General features: G+C 44.9%; 11 protein-coding genes. All 11 read right to left on the bottom strand.

From position 1 onward, the window contains the following. Positions 1-22: 22 nt before the first annotated feature. Entirely contained in the window at positions 23-3,550 is a 3,528-nt protein-coding gene (locus ACG2E4_RS15260) for a SusC/RagA family TonB-linked outer membrane protein (RefSeq protein WP_395277103.1), read from the bottom strand. Between the two features lie 37 nt (positions 3,551-3,587). Further along, entirely contained in the window at positions 3,588-4,631 is a 1,044-nt protein-coding gene (locus tag ACG2E4_RS15255; protein ID WP_395277102.1) for a FecR family protein, read from the bottom strand. 752 nt (positions 4,632-5,383) lie between these two features. Then, positions 5,384-5,977 carry an RNA polymerase sigma-70 factor gene (locus ACG2E4_RS15250; RefSeq protein ID WP_395277101.1) on the bottom strand — a complete coding sequence of 198 codons (594 nt, stop codon included), beginning with the start codon at positions 5,975-5,977 and terminating at the stop codon, positions 5,384-5,386. A gap of 745 nt (positions 5,978-6,722) precedes the next feature. After that, entirely contained in the window at positions 6,723-8,270 is a 1,548-nt protein-coding gene (locus tag ACG2E4_RS15245; RefSeq protein WP_395277100.1) for a sulfatase-like hydrolase/transferase, read from the bottom strand. Positions 8,271-8,397: 127 nt separating this feature from the next. Next, the gene (locus ACG2E4_RS15240) at positions 8,398-10,221 is read right to left on the bottom strand and encodes an arylsulfatase (RefSeq protein WP_395277099.1); all 1,824 of its coding nucleotides are present in this window, start codon (positions 10,219-10,221) and stop codon (positions 8,398-8,400) included. A 139-nt stretch (positions 10,222-10,360) separates the two neighbouring features. Beyond that, positions 10,361-11,866: a sulfatase gene (locus ACG2E4_RS15235; protein ID WP_395277098.1), complete on the bottom strand. Its 1,506-nt coding sequence runs from the start codon at positions 11,864-11,866 to the stop codon at positions 10,361-10,363. Positions 11,867-11,878: 12 nt separating this feature from the next. After that, positions 11,879-13,297, bottom strand: a complete 1,419-nt coding sequence (locus ACG2E4_RS15230; RefSeq protein WP_395277097.1) for a sulfatase — start codon at positions 13,295-13,297, stop codon at positions 11,879-11,881. Between the two features lie 19 nt (positions 13,298-13,316). Further along, positions 13,317-14,321 (bottom strand): PmoA family protein, encoded by a 1,005-nt coding sequence (locus ACG2E4_RS15225; protein WP_395277096.1) that lies wholly within the window; start codon positions 14,319-14,321, stop codon positions 13,317-13,319. A 276-nt stretch (positions 14,322-14,597) separates the two neighbouring features. Beyond that, the gene (locus ACG2E4_RS15220) at positions 14,598-16,664 is read right to left on the bottom strand and encodes a plastocyanin/azurin family copper-binding protein (protein WP_395277095.1); all 2,067 of its coding nucleotides are present in this window, start codon (positions 16,662-16,664) and stop codon (positions 14,598-14,600) included. Beyond that, on the bottom strand, positions 16,664-18,598 hold the full coding sequence (locus tag ACG2E4_RS15215) for a family 16 glycoside hydrolase (protein WP_395277094.1): 1,935 nt from the start codon (positions 18,596-18,598) through the stop codon (positions 16,664-16,666). The genes ACG2E4_RS15220 and ACG2E4_RS15215 overlap by 1 nt, the downstream gene beginning before the upstream one ends. A gap of 184 nt (positions 18,599-18,782) precedes the next feature. Continuing rightward, complete coding sequence (locus ACG2E4_RS15210; protein ID WP_395277093.1) at positions 18,783-20,309, bottom strand: arylsulfatase; 1,527 nt, start codon at positions 20,307-20,309, stop codon at positions 18,783-18,785. Between the last annotated feature and the right edge of the window lie 114 nt (positions 20,310-20,423).

Below are 20,423 nucleotides of genomic sequence, written 5' to 3'. Positions count from 1 at the left end.
TCAAAAATTTCATGAACTACGATCAAAAATTAAGACCTATTTTTAGGTGGAAACTTCTCGACAGCGGATACTGACCTGAGGATATCCCCTGGGAAAGCGGTTGACTTCTGTAATACGTAGCCTCCGGATCCATTCCCTGGAAATTGGTGAACGTATGCAAATTGTTACCTATCAGTGAAATGCTTGCAGAGGTGAGATTTGCCTGTTGTATCCAATTTTGTGGTACGTTGTAGGTAAGCCCCACGCTCTGAATCCTCAGGTAATCTGCCTTTTCAGTCCACCGGGTACTGGGATACTGATTCCAGATGAGCGCTGTAAACAGGTCTTCTGACGGTGCAGGAAATTTATCGGATTTTCTTTCCGGGGTATAATAATTGTTCATGTACTCTTTGGTCTGATTATACTCCATCCTTCCACCGTTTAACGCCGCACCCATGCTATTGATGAGTGAGTAACCGGCTGCCCCGGCCAAACTAACCGAGAGATCCAGGTTTTTATAACTGAAGGTCGTATTGAAACCACCTGTGAATTTCGGGAATCCCTGGTCAAGAAAGACTCTGTCTTGATCGTTAATCTGACCGTCACCATTCTGATCTTTGTACTTAAGAGCCCCTACCTCAACACCGTATTGCTGGGCTAAATCGGGATCATCAATAGTGCCAATCCATTCATAGCCCTTGATCATTGAGATAGGCTGGCCCTCCTGGGTGATGGTACTCCACGTAGACCAGCGAACACCGCCGCGCAGCTGGAGCTGATCACCGCCGGGCGTGGTACCTACCCTTGTAACCTCATTTTCGTTGTACGAAATGTTTAAGTTCGTATCCCAGAAAAAGTCACTATTTCTACCGGAGAGTATCACCGAATTCAGTTGAAATTCCACCCCTTTGTTAACCATCGCTCCTGAATTTCTCCAGATACCACCGGCAAAACCACTTTCACGAGGCACGGGGACCTGTGTCAGAAGATCGTCTGATTTTTTGTTGTAGTATTCAAGCGACCCCGAGAACCGGTTTTCAATGAGGCCAAAGTCAACTCCAACATTAATCTGCTCTTGCTCCTCCCACTTTATTTCAGGACTTATGGGGTTTGCCGGGCTTGTTGCGGCTACTGTTGCGTCATTAGCCGAAACTACATGGCTATTGGCAAGGGCTAAATATTGGAATGAGGGGATGGACTGGTTTCCGGTAAGCCCGTACTCAACCCGAAGTTTAAGATTGTTGATCACTTCAGAGTTATTCAAAAAGGGCTCTTCCGACAACCTCCAGCTTACTGCTGCTGAGGGGAAATTACCCCACTGGTTTTCCGGCGAAAACCGGGAGGAGCCATCGCGCCTGAAGGTTGCTGTTACGTAGTATTTACTGTCATAATTATAGTTTACGCGCGTAAAATATGACAACAACCCGTTATTTTGCTCATTTTCACCTGCAGATACAATATCAGGTTGGCCGCCGTGCCTTGTAATTGCAGGATCTGTTGCCCCGCGAGTTACCAGCCAGTCATTTCTATTCACAAACTTTTGACCTTCCATTCCCACCATCGCTTTAAATGAATGGACACCACCAAACTCCGTCTGGTAAGTTAAATTTTGACTGATATACGGGTTCGTGGTTAAGCCTTCGTTCGTTTGTATTCTATTACTTGTCAGAACTCTTTTACTGCCCTCGGCAATACTGTTTACAGGTTTGAAATCATAAAATCGGCCCGTGCGATACTCATATCCACTGTTTAACTGATAGGTGATATTATCTGTGAAATCATACTGGATATTCAAGGCTCCCAAAAAGGTATAATCCGTATTCTTCAGATCCCATTGCTGAAATCCACCTCCCAGAAAATTCCAGGTAAGGGCATTGTTGATATTGAGGATCGGATCATCATTGGGTATTTTGGTCACGAAATTTCCATTCTCGTCTTTGTATGGAGTGAATGGGGCAACAAAATACATTCTATTTAACGCTTCCTGCCAAAAGAATGTATTACCTCGTGAGTAATCAGGGAATCCCCGGTTATAACTGTTATGATTTCCTTTTAACCTGGTACTTACCTGGAGCTTGTCAGTAACTTGAGCATCTACGTTGATTCTCAAGCCATAATCTTGATAATCACTTCCTACAAAGGTGCCTTTGTTATCTGAGAATGAAGTACTTAATCCATACTGAATATCCTCAGACCCGCCACTTACATTTAAATTGTAATTCTGAATATTACCTGACCGAAATGCCAGCTCTTTCCAGTCATTGTTTGGACGGGAGGCCGCCGTCTCCTCAATAGCAGCATCGTCAGCGATCATATCAGGCAAGGGTATGCCCGCATTCTGATAACTTTGTTGCCGATATCTCAAATACTGTTCCGTCGTTCCCAAATCAAACTGATCCGGTATTACGGGATTTGTAACAGCAAAATCAGTTGAAAAACTTACCCGTGTTACACCTTCGCTACTTGAAATGGTGTTTACCAGAATAACACCATTCGATCCGCGTGAGCCATAAATAGCCGTTGCCGAAGGACCTTTCAGAACGTCAATTGATTCAATAGAATTAGGGTTTAAGAAAGACAGATCCACATTTCCACTTCGATTGGTTTCCCCTGATATCGGAATACCATCGACAACCCACAATGGCTGATTGTTATTAGAGGTAGAACTTAACCCCCGTAGATTAACATTGAAGTCCCCGTCTAAACTGCCGGATGATTGCATCACATTCAGCCCTGCTACTTTACCCTGCAGGCCAGATTGCAGATCGGTAACGGGGCGCGAAGTCAACTCTTCAGAAGAAACCGAAGAAATTGCCCCTGTCAAGTCCCTCCGTTGCTCCTGTGCACCATACCCGACAACCACAAGTTCCTCACCAGCAACTGCCTGGGTTTGCAGGGATACATTTATCTCAGTGCGGCCATTCATTGGAACTTCCGAAGTCTGATAGCCGATAAAGGAAAAGACCAATGTATCCTGCAGAGAAGGAACATTGAGTTCAAATTCACCTTCACTATCGGTCGAGGTCCCCGTCGTGGTTCCTTTGACCAGTACATTGACACCGGGCAATGTTTCTCCGGTACTGGCATCGGTGACCTGTCCTGAAACGGTTTCCAGATTAGGCACTTCTCCAAGCTGTTCCTGACTTTTAAAGAGAACCAGGTTTCCTCTGTCCGAGATTGCATATTTCAATCCAGTTCCCTCCAGCAGCGAATACATCAACTTGTTGAAGGTAACTTGCTTAAGATTTACAGTTACAGTTTTATTTAATGGTAAAACTTCTTTGCTGTAGGTAAGTTTCAGATTATGCTCGCCGGCTACCTGTTTAAGAGCATCAAGGAGTTGTACATTCTCCATTTGGAGAGACACAACTTTATTCACTATTGAAGAATTTAAGTCTTGCCGATCTGCATTTCCAAAGAAGGCTTTGGCTACTTCCTGGCCTTCATTTTCTGATTCAACTCCCGAAGCTGACTGACTCCAGGCTCTTGAACTATTGCTGATGCTCAACACCAGTACCATGCTCAGCATCCATAAGAATGCTTTCCCTTTATTGTGGCTTCTAAAGTTCATAAGATTTCCCCTTTTTGAGTTTTATCAGTAATTAAATTCACTTTGGATGGAATGTTATCGTGCTTTTGTGTTTTTCATACGTCATACCTACTGAAAGTGAGATGATGTTTAACACTTCGGTCATCGATTCCTCTTCATAACTACCTGTAATTGTACGCGATTCCAGGGATGGATCTGTGAGCCTGGTTTCTATATCATACCAACGCTCCAGTTTTTTCATCGCTATTTTGAGTGGTGTATCTTTAAAGACCAACTGCCCGCGCCGCCACCCGGTATAGTATGAGATGTCGTCTACTTTACTGGTTGAAACATGGTTATCGGTCAATATGGCCATCTGATTTCTGACTAACTCGGCAGGCTCTCGCTGAGACTGGCGGTTCCCAAAAGCTACTTTGCCCTCCTCAACTACAATGTGTACATCCTCGTCGGGATACGCATGGAGATTAAACTGTGTGCCCAAAACACGAGTCACCGATTCTCCTGCATGGATCACGAATGGTTTGTCAGGATCGGATTCAACATCAAAAAAGGCTTCCCCTTTTAAATTCACTTCTCGAAAGTCTGAATTGAATTTTGATGGAATTTCTAACCGGCTGTCTCCATTCAGCCAAACCCGCGTGCCGTCACTGAGCTTAAATTGGCTGCGTTGTCCCTTGTCTGTTACTACCTCCTGCATGGCAAGCACAGTCTCTTGCTGTTCAGCAGGCTGCCCGTGTTCGTATACAATCATAGTGGACAAAGCAATTACCAAAACCGCTGCGGCAGCCGCTACATGCACACCAAATGACCATTTTCTTTTTTTACGATTCCTTTGATCGAGTTTGCGATATTCTTCAAATGGTGATTCAACTAATCGCAAAGGTGAATCTTTCTTGCTATCTAACTTCTTCGAAAGCTCATTCCAGCCTTCGTCAATATCCCATTCACCGTTATTTGCCGAATCCTGCCAAATCTCTTCTAGTTCATCTGCAATTTTTTGATGTGTTGCATCCTCATGTATCCATGCCTTAATCTCTTTGCGTTCTTGCAAAGTACAATTACCCGAAAAATATTTTCCCAGTTTTTTCCAGGGTATTTCCATATCAACGAACCTGTCCTCTGTTGTTAACTTTCACTACTAACACAACTCAGAAAACCGGTACCCCCACAAAAAATTTATTTAATGTGAGTTCGATACAGCTTCCAGCTTTAACATTGTTTCTTACTTTCTTGGGGCAGGCCTTTAATGAGGCTGTCCAAAAAGTCAAATAAACGAAACTGCTGCCGAAAATATTTAGGCATCTTGTTTCCCTATCGAGCGTCATCCCCCTTATTCCCCCTTCGAAGGGGGATTGGGGGATGATAGCCCGTACCTCAAATTATATTCACCTTACTTATTTAGGCGTCTTATGTTATCAAAATACTTTTTGGACAGCCTCCCTCGCCGAAGGCGGGAGGGGTGTTATTCTCTATGTCAGACCTGCACCTCCCGACCAAATCGCAAAACCCGCGATTGGCCCAGAGGCTGTCCAAAAAGTCCAATAAGGGGTGAACGCCACTTAAATAATTAAGGCGTGGTCAATCTCCCTAAATCCCTCTTCTCAAGAGAGGACTTTATGGTCGCTCATTCCATACATGAAGAGCTGTTTTTTCATCATTGAGTTCCTTGGAGAAGGAGGACAGGAGGATTGATCTTCCATTTCTTCCACAAACCTAAATTATTATTGAATGCAACTATCTGTCGAGACTTTTTGGTGAGAAAAGCAGGCTAGATATTCGTAGTTGAAGAGTCTACACCCAAACACTAACCCAAAGCAGATCCCGTTTGTGGTTATCGGGTTTTTGTGGCTAGCATCAGGAGGATAAAAGAAAGGCAAGAAGGAGAATAATCTTACTCTGGTGTACCTTTACATAGGAGCGCAGTTTTTTGAACGCCCGTCCCATTTGGGTTTCAACGGTTTTGACAGACAAACCCAGCACTTCCGCAATCTCATTGTAGGTTAATCCGCTATCGCGACTTAGTTTGAAAATCTCCTGGCATTTATCCGGCAGAGTGTTGATACCTTCCCTGACAAGATCCATTCTTTTTTCATTATCATCTGGTCGGCTGGTTTCTTTCCACTGTTTGATACGTTGCCGGACTTCTGATCTGGTTTTCCTCTCTACTTCCACATGTTTTTTATAGTTGAGTGCTTCATTACGAACCGATTTATAGAGGTAGGACTTTGCGCTATCAAAATCATCCCAGAAGTCTTTTTGTTCCCAAACTTTCAAGAACACAGACTGAACGATGTCTTTAGAAATTTCACGATTATTTGTGAACCTATAGGTGTATTTACAAAGGTCAGTATAGAACAACCGAAAAAAAGACTCAAAATCTTTCCTTTGATCCGAACCCGTATTTTCTGAATTGTCCGGGGTATTCTTTTTGTATGCCTTGTTGGTCATTAATGTTACCCGATCTGTGTATTAACTAATAGGCGAAAATATTTTGTTTTGACAGTATTAATATACCTTGCAAATTATGCTGGCATCCCATTTAGAGTTCGATATCATTCCAATTATATACGCATTGTACAATACGTTTCGATCAATGGGAAGGAATACTTAACAATTTGTTATGCTTTTGAAATAAATTGATAAAGGCAAATAACGGTGATTGTCACAATGTTGTTTATACTGATTAAAAAGATAAAGATTATGATAACTACATTTTCACTTCATACGCCGTTAGCAAGATAACATTTCCTGTTGGGTACTAAAGAGAGGTTCAAAACGCGAATCTACTGTCTTTTGGTCATCAACTACACTCCCGAAAGGCTCTCGTCGCCCTGCCCATACATCTGCTTGAGCAGCAGGCTCACCATTAGAGGGCTTTAACCCGGATTATTCACGAAGTAGAACAAATTACAGCTTAAGCCAATGATATTATTATATCTGGCGGAAATACCCGGTAGCTCAAATTTGGGTATCCTCACAAATAGCTGCGAAATTGGGCCGTGCACTTCGTTCAAGTAGCAAGGGAAGCACGCTTTAGCAATATACAAAGTCCAGACCGGAAAAGATCAAGCATACCAAGATTCGAACTCCCATCGGAGTATTTCAGACCATTGGAGGGCTGAAACTCCTTCCCCAGAAAGGAAAAGCCTGACTTAATTTTACAAACCGACATATGATTACTGTTGAAGCCTGTTCAGGTTTCTGGATTATTTGAAATTCTACTTTCAAACGCATCAAGCATATTACGTAACTCTTTTGCAATCTCCTGATAATCAGGATCATCTATAATATTATTTGTTTCCATGGGATCCTTTTGAATTCTAAATAATTCCTCAGTAACCGGATGATTCTCGTGGTAACGTATAAATTTGAACTCCGGCGTTCTGATGAATCTTGACCGAATCGACTGATATTCTTCTATATTATCCATCTCGGAAGGTAGTGGATAGAAATTATCGAAGTTATTTTCTCCATACACGGCTTCATGGATCTCCTCTTTCTCAGAATAAATCAACGGCATAATGCTTTTACCAGGATAAGAACTGGGAATTTTGAGGCCGGCTATATCCAGTAGCGTTGGAGCAATATCCACATGTGATATGAGGGCCTTTTCCCGTTTTATTCCTTCTTCTTTCGATATTCGTGGATCGTATATGATCATCGGGGCTTTAGCTGATTCTTCATACAGAAGAGCCTTGCCCATTAGCTGTTTTGAACCGGCAAAAAAGCCGTTATCAGAGGTATATATAATAACGGTATTATCATCGATACCCAGCCGTTCCAATTCATTGCGAATTCTTCCAACCACGTTATCTACTCCGGTAATAAGAGCGTAATAATTTTTTATGAATTCCTGGTATATACTATCTACTTGAATATGCCAATTCTTCCTGTAATCTACGCTTTTGCCGTAGTAATCCTCGGTTCTGCCAAAATACCATTGGGCATTGCGACTTTTTTCTTTGACAACGTCAGGCAAATTCTTGTGATATTTCGGATCATCGTTCATCATTCGTGGAATGTCAACATTTTCGTACTTATTCCTGAACTCTTCCGCTGGAGTAAATGGGGCATGAGGTGCTTTAAAACTGATCGATAAAGCAAACGGTTTGTCAATATTTTGGGCTGAGCGCAAGAAGTCTGTAGCCTGGTTTCCCATAAATTCAGTGAGATGTCCAGCCCCCGATATATTCTTATATCCATTGAATTTGCCGTTACTTGGAAAATAACTGCCCTGTCCCGGGAACCCGTTCCACCGATCAAAATACTCAGATGGCATATACTCACTTCGATTTTCAAATCCATCATTTTTTACTTTTTCTTCTCCGCCCACAGCAAATCCAAACTTGCCGATAAAACCGGTATAATATCCAGCGTTGCGCAATTGAACCGGGTAGCTTGCTTCAAACTCACTTTTTGTAATGATATAGTCAGTTGGTCTGTCAAAACCCGCTTTATGTGTACTCAAGTATTGACCTGTCATTACAGAAGCTCGGCTGGGTTGACAAATGGGAGCTACATGATAAGCGTTGTCAAAAGATATTCCATCGCCAGCCAGTCTATCTAAATTCGGGGTGATAACATATTCATTTTCCATAAATCCAAACGCATCAGATCGCTGGTCATCGGCCATCAAAAAAATTATATTTGGTCGTTTTTCAACCGTTTGATTTTTCGGCTGGCAGCCAGAAAAACCGATGAGAAAGACCAGGATTAAGATTAAGTCAACTTTTAAATTCATTGCAAATCCCAGGTTGTTACTCTTCTCATACTGTTTATATTTATTGGGTTTCTACAAGGGAAATTTTTTAGGCGGTATAAAACATATGCTTACAACCCGCAAGATTTCATAACACAAACAACATTCCCTACTCCTCTATTTTTTCTATATAGGTATAATACGAAGGATATACCCGTCCCTCGTTGTCTTGTAATATAGCCGTCATGTCATATTTGCCCGCAGACAGGGTGCCTTCAAAATGCACCGCTTCCGCACCCGGCTGAATAGATTTTGTCTCCCCGATATCCCCCAGGTAAAGCGTGGCTTGTGTCATCTTAACATTATTACTGCCAGGCATGGGAGAACTAATCTCAAGAGTCTCTTTTTTTGCTTCTACTTTTTCGTTGATCGCAAGCCCGCTCTCACGCGGATAACGGCGAAGGCTAATGCGATATCGGCCTGGTTCCCCCAGTTCCACTTTCAGTATGCCCTGCCCTGTTGTTGCATCCAGCGCCCCGTGCTGATGCCAGGCGTTCTTGTAGGGATATATATGCATGTCATGGGAGCTGATGCGAACTGGATTCTCGTAGCGTGTTCCCGCTTTTATATATGCGTACCGTTCATTGACGTTTTGCTCCATCAGGGAGGTCCACCACTGTTCGTAACTTTCCCTCAGGCGGTCCACCACCTCCGGATACTTGCTTGCAAGGTCATTTTCCTGACTTCGATCTTCTTTTATGTTATACAGTTCACGACCATTCACCAACCGCCAGGTCTCATCCATGACTGCTGATTTACGCCATTTGACCAGATTGAGTATGCGCTGGGAGTCAACTATGAGGGTCCGGTTTTCCCACTCCGGATTCTCTTCAAGCAGCAGGGGGGCGAAGCTCTTCCCGTCCAGGGGATTGGTTTCTACAAATCTCAGGTCTGCCAGTTCCGCCAGGGTTGGCAGTAGATCGATATGGGCCAACAGCTGGTCGAGATCTTTGTCCTCTCCTATATTGCCGGCTGGCCAGCGCAGGGCAAAGGGCACCCGGTGCCCGCCGTCATATTCGCTGTTCTTGGTACCCCGCAATCCCGCATTGAATCCATATTCGGTTCCATTGCGCACTCGATATCCCGCTGCCGTGCCGTTGTCACCCAAAAATATAAGTATCGTATTTTCCCGGAGTCCGAGCTTTCGGATATGGTCCTCCAGACGCCCTATGTTATCATCAATATTCGTAATCATCCCGTAAAATCGCTTCTGATCTTCCAGCAACCGGTCTTCACCCTTGTACAAATTGTAGTACTCCTCGGGCACATGAAACGGGGAATGAGGGGCATTCGTAGCTATATAAGCAAAAAACGGTCTTTCCTGATGTTCCTCGATAAAGGCCATGCTCTCATCAAAAAATATGTCCGTGACGTATCCATCATACGTGCGAGGCTCTCCATTCTTCCAGTAGGTATCATCGAAGTAGTTATTGCCCCAGTAATCGGGTCCCTGCGTTACGCCACCTCCTCCGTGACGCACCGCCTGCTGGAATCCCCGGTCCAGCGGTCGGAACGGGTAATTATCCCCCAGGTGCCACTTGCCAAACATGCCGGTGGCGTAACCGTTTTGCGCAAAGATCTGGGCCAGGGTCTTTTCATCCTCATAGAGCAGTGAGCGGCCTGCAATGGTGTGCCAGGTGCCCACGCGATTGGAATACCGGCCAGTCATCAATGCCCCGCGGGTTGGCGTACAGGTCGGGGAAACATGGAAGTTGGTGACCCGTACCGACTCTTCGAAAAGATTATCCAGATGGGGCGTTTGAATAATCTCGTTCCCGTGAAAACCCAGGTCCCCGTAGCCCTGGTCATCGGTCATGATGAGGATGACATTGGGTTTTTGAGGGGACTGACTGTGACCCGCGGAATTTATCAGTATTGTGAGCAAGGTGCATAGTAAAGTTCCAGTGGCACGTAACGAATCGCTTACTTTCATAGCCTATTCTATTTAGTAGTTTATCTTTTATCTGAAGGCACTCCATTTGTTTAGTGAGCCCTGAATCCATAATTTAACCGAGTATCCGCCAAGGAATAGAAGGCTCAATTTCTTCAATAGTGTGAATCTCATTGGAAATTTAACGCCTCATTGGTGGAATATAATAGGGATATGTTTCAAACTTTCTGTAATCCTTGTGTATGAATCTCGGATCTGACGTTTCGTACTGCCAATTCTTCAGTTTTTGTTGTAGAGTCTTTAGTTCATTCTGATATTCTGGTTTGGTCGCAACATTATTCAATTGATATGGGTCTTCCGATATATCATACAGCTCTTCATGCGGTCTTTTGCCAACAGCCAATTTGAAAAATAGAGTAATTTCCGAATCATTTTGATGTTCCATTAAATATGTTTTTGACGGGGAGCTATCAATATCTCCGTATGGTCCCTGCGTTGCGACCCAATGAGGGTCGCCTGCCGGCCACCGGTCCGGTTTAATATTTTGAACATAAAGAAAATCCTTTGTCCGTATGGCTCGTACAGGGTATCCCTTGTTTCCTGCGCGTACCCAGGCGTGGCGCTCATGTTCAATGAACACTTGCTCCCTGGGATGATTTGCCATCGGGTTTGTCGTTTGATCATCAACCGATTCAGCTTTAAACAGGGGGACAAGGCTCTTGCCTGTCATTGATTCCGGAATATCCAAACCTGCTACCTCTAAAAATGTAGGGGCAAAGTCAGCAAAACTTACAAATTGTGAGGTTTTTCTGCCTCCCTCTACTTTACCAGTCCAAGAAATTGCAAGCGGCATTCTGGTTCCGAAGTCATATACATTGGCTTTTGCTCGTGGAAAGGGCATCCCATTATCACTGGTATATACTATCAGGGTATTCTCCAGCTTCCCAATGTTTTCCAGCTTTTCCAACAACGCAGCCGCTTCCCGATCAAAGCGTTGTACTTCGTAGTAATAATCTAGCAGGTCAGAGCGAATTTCCGGAACATCCGGCAAAAACTCTGGAACATTCACCTTGTTCATCTCCAAACCGGCTTCTTGACCGGAACTTGGTTTATAGGGTCGGTGAACGTCGCCATGAGATCCTCCAAACCAGAAAACATAGGGCTGATCACTATTTTTAATCTCCTCTATAAATTCAGAGATTGCGTATCTTGGACCTGCAGGATTTCTGGTGTATCCTCCCTTCTCGGGAATCCCCGGACTCCATCCTTTTTCTTTCTTGTTCAAACCTGCTATATAACCACTCTCTTCGAGCAAATTTACATAGTTTGGGAACTTGCTTGGTAAAAATGAAGCCAACACTCCACCCTCCTCCAGTTTGTGAATAGGCTGGCCAGTTAATATCGAGGAGCGGGAGGGCGTACAAGAAGAGGCAGTAACAAAAGCATGATGAAAAAGAATTCCTTCTTCAGCTATACGATCAAAGGTGGGTGTCTCAACCACTTCATCGCCATAAGCACTGGCATGCGGATAGGACCAATCATCAACTATCATAAAAAGTATATTTGGACGTGTATCCTTAATTTCTCTATTAGTCTGCCCCAAAATAGACGAATTCAAGCTTAGCAACAGAAAATACAGACAAAAACATATTTTGCATTTTATATTATATATCATTTTAATATCCATGTTTTCAATTTGCTAATATTCAATATCCGGCCATCTGTTGCGGGGTGCGGCATGAAATTCTTTCAATGCTTCTAGCAGTTCCTGCTCAATTTCCGGATGCTGGCCCAGCAGATTGTACAGCTCCCGGTGGTCCTGCTCCAAGTTAAAAAGCTCGGTGGGTTGCAGGCTATCTGCCAATAACTTCCATTTTCCTTTTATAGCCACCGAGGTGGCATAGGGCTCAGGCTTGGGGCCCTGATTTTGAAAATGATTATATAGATCCATTTGCCAAGTAAGGACCCCCCGTTCCTGGCGGGGCCCGCCCATCAAGTGATCCAGCAGGCTCATGCCATCCAGATCTTCAATGCCATGATCCACACCGGCCGCTTCGGCGAATGTGGGCAATAGATCCACCATGTGCATGGTTTGAAAGGAGGTTGTGTTTTCAGGGACATGGCCTTTCCAAACGGCAATCATTGGAACCCGGATCCCTCCTTCGTGCAGATCGGTTTTGCCTCCTCTAAACGGTCCCGGACTCCCCTGGTAGGCCGGCCCGTTATCGGAGGTGAAAACAATGAGGGTATTTTCATATAAATTCCTGGCTTTTAAAGTATCCACCAGCCGGCCAATCTGGGCATCCATGTGAGACATCATCGAGCGAAATAGGAGCTGATCTCCCGTAGCCCCAATTTTTTCATATTTTGATAAGTGAGGCTCCGGAGCCGGTTCATACGGCGTATGAGGAACCGTAAACCATAAATTCAGATAAAAAGGCTGGTTCTTTTCATCCCAGTCGGCAATCAAGCGTGATGCTTCGTTTATCTTTATTTCTGTCCAATGGTTATCATCTTTGGGGGCTTGTTTATCATTTCTGAACATATGATGTCCTCCCTTACGGTACATTTGCCGCTCTCGGATCAAGGTCAACCGAGGAGGTTCTCCCTCATTTTGACTTAAATAATGATCAAAACCGTGCTGAAGAGGACCAGGCACAGCACGTTTTCCTTCTTGTCGCCGCTCAACATCCTCGGTTCTCAACCCGCCCAGATGCCATTTGCCCAAGTGGGCGGTGCCGTATCCGGCCTTTTTCAAGACTGAAGGTATCGTTGGAGTTCCATCTGGCAAGTGCCTGTTGGCAACCATAAAATGACGGGTAATATCAAACCGGAGGGGATACTTCCCGGTTAACACGGAAGCCCGGGAGGGTGTGCATACCGCTGAGGCAGCATAGAACCGCATAAATTTCATCCCTTCATCGGCCAGGGCATCGATGTTGGGAGTTTCCACCGATGGGCTCCCATAGGAGGATAGATCCCCATATCCCAAATCATCGGCCATTATAAAAATGATATTCGGCTTTTCCCTCGCGCTATCAGTAGCTTCGTTGTTATATTCTTGATTGCTATTGCACGACATCAATAACAGCAGTATACCAGCTAAATAGATTTTCATGTTTTCCACCTGTCTTAGGTTACTGATTGATATATTCTGAATATTCGTTTTCAAGCTCATTTTTGCCCTTCTCTCCGGAATGCACCAACACCCTGTACTTCAGCTTCAGAGATTCTCCAGCTTTTAACTCTAACGGTTTATTATAGAGCAAGGCTGGATGATGTTGAGCCCCCTTATCATCTTCGAAATAAATAGACCAGGGTGATGGATAACGGGGATTTTGAGGGTGATCAAAAATGGTCAGGCCCACCTGCTGACCGGGAACTTGCTTTACTTCTGCACGAACCCCCATCCATTTTGCTTTTTTGCCATATCCCATTTTGGGTTCCGTAATGGTATTTCCATTTGAATCATAAAACCTGAAACCCGTAAGTCCCGGATATGCTGCCCTGTAAATTAAACCAGCGTATCCCCCCCAGGAAACTCCCCCCTCATGCAGCGGTTTGGTACGGTCAAATACGAGGTCCTTTTCGGCCGTAAACACCATCTCCCAATCAATGGTATAATCCCCGTTTTCATCGGGGGCTGATATATGCAGCGTGCGGTCCTCTCTCAGTACAGCTCCTCCCTCTTTGGGAGCATACACCAGAAAAAAATCCACGGTTGCCGAAAAGTCATTATTCAGTGTTGCCTGAATATCGTGGACCCGCACCCGGCCGGGAGGCATCCACTCATCACTGTTTTTATTCCAATTCCAGTAATTCGTTCCATTTATTTCTTTCCATGAAAACCAAAGTCCCCGATGCCAGGGATGCCTGTCGTCGGGCGGTACCAGGGAAGCCACATCGTAGCCTTCCACTGTCCTGAGTACACTGAAGTAGGGCTTATTGGGCACACGCTGGGTGTACACAAGCTTCCAGAGCACTTCCCCGTCGATGAGAAGCTGAAGTGCATCATTGTGTATTTCCCAGCTCAAATGCCCCTCAAGTTGGTTATCACCAGTGTTTTGGGGACCCACTCCGAATACCAGGGAGGGCGATACAAATACGAGCAAAAGCAATAAAAAGGTTTTTCTATTTTTCATATTATCTGAAAATGTTGTTAAATGTAATTCAAAATCGCGGATAACTTTACCCGGATTATTCACCAAGAAATTTGGTCGTGGACAAGGCGAAGCATCCATAGCAATTGAATCGTATTTATATACGTTGAAAGCGCTATGGCAGCTTCAACACCGACCACGGTCTAATTTCGCCGCCATTTATACCGTAACTCAATTCTGAGCATCACCCATCTTAACCTATGACATGTAAAACAGATGCTTATTTGTGTTTATATAATTTTTCGTGAATAATTCGGGTTAAGGTTCTACAACTATCGTACCACGCATCGTCATGTAATGCCCCGGAAACGTGCATACAAACTCATATGATCCCGGCTTGTCGGGGGCCGTAAAATAAATTGTCTGAGAAGTACCGGGTTGCAGCAGGCTGGTGTAGTATAGCACCTGTTCCGTATCAGGCACGTATTCTTGTTTGGGACCGGCTATACCCATCTCAGCAGCTTGTTTACCTACCTCGGTAGCACTTTCCGGGTCTGTTATCACCAAGTTGTGGAGCATATCATCCGTATTGCTGAAAACAAGCTTGATGCGGCTGCCTGCGGATACGCTAATCTGTTCCGTATCAAATTTCAAACCAGGCTTCGTGCCGATGTTAATGACCTGGTCGGGACCAGCCGACCAACTGGAAGGCATTTGAGTTTGGTGTTTATAATTAGCTTCATTACCTGAAAAATCGTCATTTATTTTTCCTTGCTCATTAGTTTTTTGCCTTGCATTTTCATCGTTCTGTTTCAAAACAACAGAATCGGCGGTGTCCTTTTCCGGAATTTCGTTCAGCGAGTAATAGGCCCCGGGATGGAGTATTTTTTCGCCTACGGCTGAGCGAATCCCGGATCCGTTAATTTCATAAATATACCCTCTCCGGAGATTATTGAGCACCAGGCGAACCTTTAGCTTGTCTTCTGAAACATGTATGGAACGAATTGCGCTTTCTTCCAAATCAACCGGTGGACTCCCATACACCATGTGGTATAAATATTCAAAGCTCTGCACCGTATAGGATGAGGGATCCTTCGCGGTATGTAGATCAACCGGCTTGGTAAACTCAATTTCAAAACCGTTCACTTTGGCTCTTACGGTCTTCATTTCAAACGGTATCTTGCCCGTCCACTTCAGGCGCTGTAGCCCAAACTCTGTCTGACCAGGTCCCCATCGTTCACTGAGTCCTACAAACATGGACCCGTCTTCCCCCCACGTAGAACGAACCGGACCGGTTTTGAACCCCTCTCTGAAGTTAAACGCAACGCCCTGGTACCGGCCGTTAACCTTTTCAAGATCCACTCGCATCATTTTACTTTGCCCCCAATCAGCCACAAAAAGCTGCCCCTCAAACGGCCCGAAGGCCCCCTTTGTAGTATCTTCCAGCACCCACATGAGTGAAGTTCCCAGCACGCCATGCGGAAGACGTACGGCCGGTATGGTCAGCTCCGGAATTCGTTCCGCGGCTTCATGCAGCATTAAACTATCTTGTATCGGTATATCTGAGGGCGTTAAATCGATGGGGGAGCCGGGACGATCAGCAGACAGAAGGGAGGAAGGGTGCCCGTAAAAATCCCCCTCCTCAACCACGGCAAGGAATCCTGTTCCCACCCACATTCCCTGGTTTTCGGTATAGTACATCTCTCCGTTTTCTCCAATACCCATGCCTGCAGGGGAACGTAGACCAGCGGCATAGGGTACCAGTTCCCCGTCCGGGGTAATCTGCAGGGCCCATCCTTTCCAGGGAGCCAAATGAAGCAACACCCCAAATGGGGGTATCCTTTTAAACCAATTGACATCGGCCAGACTCATATTCACCCAGAAATTCCCGTTCGGCAGCACAATCGGCCCGTGTATAAACTCATTGTAATTAGGCGCGGAAGGTAATGCACGAAACGTGCGGTAGATATCAATTATGCCATCCCCACTGGTATCACTTAGTTCCGTTAATTCGGTCCGTTGTGCCGTATACAGGTTGCCATTTTTAGAAGCCAGCCCCATAGGGGTATGCAGGCCGGAGGCGATGCGCCTGTAATGGGGAGTCGCATCTATGATATCCTGGTAATAGGGGTTTTCAATCAGCCATATCTCACCCCGGCGCGTGCTCACAACCAAATCTCCGCTGGATTGCAGATCCATTCCGCTGATCTCAAACGCCACATTTTGAGGCGTAGGTACCGTTATCATCTTATAATAGTCATTCTCATCAGCCTCTCCGCCCCGGGATTCAGGTTGGCCGTAACTGAGCGAGAACCCAACAAATATCCATACTATCCCGATTGAGATACCATATACTATTTTCTGATAGAATTTATCTGCGATCATCACCATATAATTGAATACCTTAATTCTGATTTCTTTTTGGCAGCGTTGTCAATAGGTACAAGCAATAACTCATGCTCCTCTTGCTGTAGAATCTCAGTTTTATCTACACCTTCAGAAGTAATATCGATGTAGAACTCCTTGTTATTTATAACGTAGAGGCCATCGGGGGTGCGATTAATATCCTTCCCTTTCATCAACAAGTACCAATAAGAGTCTGAGTTTGCAATCTGTTTAGATTGAAATTCCAGTCTTCGGGTCAGAAAACGGTTAGTCTGATCTGGTTTGATCTGATCTCTGATCGCAAAATGACCCACACTGTAATTCAATATGGGTGAGCCATCAGCAGAGAGGCTATATCCCTGCCTTTGGTACTGGTCTTTTTCAACAGCAGTAATATCAACCGGTTTTGAACGGTCAGAAGAAACCAGTACCTGAGGGGTATCAACATGAAATACCGGTTCCCCGAGGGACACCAGCGTCTGTGGTATCCCGCGACCCTCCCACATATTCACCGCGTCTGCAAAATCACCCTTCCAGGCTTGCAAGAGCGTTCCGGTGGCCATATCCACAGAATAATTTATTTGAGACGGGTACCCTACCGACAGGCCCGTGGTCGTAATTTCTTCCGGACCCGTTTTGAGATAACTTCGCTGTATAACCGGGCTATGATTTGCCAGCAATGGGATCATCTCGTTTGATGCATGGTCTTCCTCTTTCTGTAAATGCAGCGCCTGTTTTTGGATGGAAGGGCCTTCAACAAAAATTTCGAGATCACTCCATCTGCTTTGAATGTTAAAGTGATTAAAGGTAAACGAATGCTCTCCCTTGGACAGATCAACTGTTTTTTGCGTTGACCCCTTATGATGCAGTCCGTTCCAGGCAAAAAGTTGCTCTCCATCAATCAACAAGGATCCCATGCTGGGGCTGTCTGCCGGCTCATAAATCGATTGAAAATTTTGTGGGGGAACAGAAAATGTATAGGGGCCATCTTCAGGTATTTCAAGTGTTCCCGTAAATCGCAGGGCATATTGCCCTCCGCTTCCCAGATCTCCTGTTAGGTATTCGGTTTTCCCCTGCTCATCGGCAGCTATTGCGTCCAGATCGGGCAGTTCCACGGTACTTCCCGGATCGCCTCCCCAAAGGAGCCATTCTCTCTCAAAAAAGGTCTTATTAAAAAGTTCATAGCTCATATTATTTAATTTGACGGTTTCACCTGCCAACTTATTTATCTTAATATTACGAAGGGCTATGTTTCCCGACTTTATCCTGACCATTAACGGGCCTTTTGCAGCTTCATCCTCAAATAATGCGCCCCGATACGGCTTGCTTACATATTTGTTTTCGTGGACTACAGTCCCATTATGCACAATCCGTTCAAACTTGGCAGGCTTTATTTTATTCCCTTCTGCGTCAAATCCCGGAGCTTTGAACACTATGCGAAATCGCTGCCAAACGCCCGGTGCAGAGGAAACATTCACTCGAGCAGTATTGGGATAAATGTTATCGGAATAATTGGGGGTCTCCGGTTCAATCAGACTTGCGTTGTCCCGCCGCGTAAGTTTTTCCCGCCCCCAGCTGTCCGCAAGTATGATCCCGTATCTACCCTGCAGATATATTTCAGCCAGGCCGTCGTGCCCCATCATCATCTCAAATTGCAGCTCTATATCACCGTAATCATCTCTTGATATTAGCTTACTACCCTTATTTGCATTTGTGGAAGATCCCACGATGATGCCTTTGCCACTACGGATATGAAATTGATCATTCTTGACAAGCGGATTGGTATAAACATCACTTTTTATTTGCCAGCCCGCATCCACGCTACCAAATTCACTCAGGTCATCCAGTTTAAATTCTATGGTTTGCCCGTGAAGTGAACCGGGTATAACGAATATTCCCAATGCAAGCAGTATCGAACACACTGCGCATTGCATGACTACCTGCCCCAGGCTGAACTGAACTTGCCCAATTACCTTACTTGTTTTTACTACCATAATTGCATACGTCTAAAAGAAGTTATTAATGTATTATCACCGAGTTTAAGTCCTCTGAATCTTATAAAATTGCTCTCAACATTTTATGTAACTGTCACTAATTAAATTCAGGATATCAGGCTTTTTATTCATAGTCTGGTTTCAGGTCAGTTTTAAAAAGAGGATAAGTTTCCGAAGGAATATGGGCCTGTTCCATGATCTCCCTCATCTCTTCCACAATTTCCGGATGATTGGCTGCAATATTATTTGTTTCACCAATATCCGAGTGCAAGTTATATAGTTGAACTGGTGCATCCGGATCCTCACTTACATTTAGGCGTACTGCTTTCCACTTGCCACTGCGGACTGCCTGTTTCCCACCCTGCAGGTTAAATTCCCAGTATAAATAGTCATGGCGAACTTGCGTTTGCTTGCCCAGTAATGTGGGGACAATAGAGATGCCGTCAACATTGGGTGGGGTAGAAGCACCTGCCAATTCAGCAAATGTAGGCATCATATCCTGAAACCCGAATAAGTGATCACTGGTACTTCCTTCTTTAATTTTCCCCGGCCACCAGGCTATCATCGGTACTCGAATTCCCCCTTCATAAACATCCCGCTTGTAGCCCCGAAGCGGACCATTACTTTTGAAAAAATCAGGATCCGTTCCTCCTGAGGCCAGCTCAGCTCCGTTATCACTTGTGAAAATTACCAGCGTGTTATCTGAAATACCCTGCTCCTTCAGTTTATCTATAATCTGCCCCACGTGTTTATCCATCAGGGTGACCATGGCAGCATATGTGGCCCTTGGCTGTTGCTGATCACCCCAGTAATCGGACTCAAATTTATTCTCGGGAAAAACACTATTACCGTCTTCATCCTGGTATATATTTTTCTCCTGAGCAGGAACCTCCAGCGCAACATGAGGAAGTTGAAAGGGAACGTAAAGGAAGAAAGGATTATCGCTGTGTTCTTCGATAAAAGACAAGGCCTCCGCAGTGATTACATTTTGACTGTATTGCCCGCGAGATCGTACGGGACCGGAACCGATTATCTTCTCTATAACTTTATTACCTTGCAGCGGTACCCGTTCAGCCCCTCCGATACGGGTTTCCCACATTAAAAATTCCGGATAAAAAAAGTGGGCACGCAGTTGTGCAACAAATCCAAAAAACTGATCAAAACCTTGCCGGGAGGGGGCGCCTTCCGAACCCGGGTACCCCAGACCCCATTTGCCAAATCCTCCGGTAGCGTAACCCGCATTTTGCATCACTTCAGCCACTGTTGTTGCTGAATAGGGAATCGGATACTCTTTCGGGTATCCCTCGCTATCCTGAGAAGAAAAATATTCAATGGGGCCTCCTCCTCTCACATTTCCTCTTTTAGGAGTATGCCCCGTGTGCAGTCCTGTCATTAACACCGATCTAGAGGGGGCACAAACGGGACTCCCCGCATAAAACTGGGTAAACCGCATGCCTTCGGCTGCCATTTGATCAAGGTTTGGGGTCTTAATTTTTTCCTGCCCGTAACTGCCAAGATCTCCATATCCCAGATCATCAGCCATAAGAAATACGATATTAGGTTGTTCTGTTTTGTCACTACCTTGAAGTTGCGCTCCAAGTAGTAATGAAGAAACCGTAATTACTGAGACAAGCGTAATTATTCTGGACATTTCGTTAGGCCGATATTAGTTAACGCGTTTAGGGGTTAGGATTTTAACAATTTTAAACTAAGAAAGGCCATGCAAACGCTTGATATTCAATATCTTAGGGATGTTAATTCTCAC

The organism is Halalkalibaculum sp. DA384 (assembly GCF_043951955.1).
Taxonomy (GTDB): domain Bacteria; phylum Bacteroidota; class Rhodothermia; order Balneolales; family Balneolaceae; genus JAMQKA01.
The sequence above is the reverse complement of the archived record's forward strand: the minus strand, read 5'-3'. Positions and strand labels throughout refer to the sequence as shown.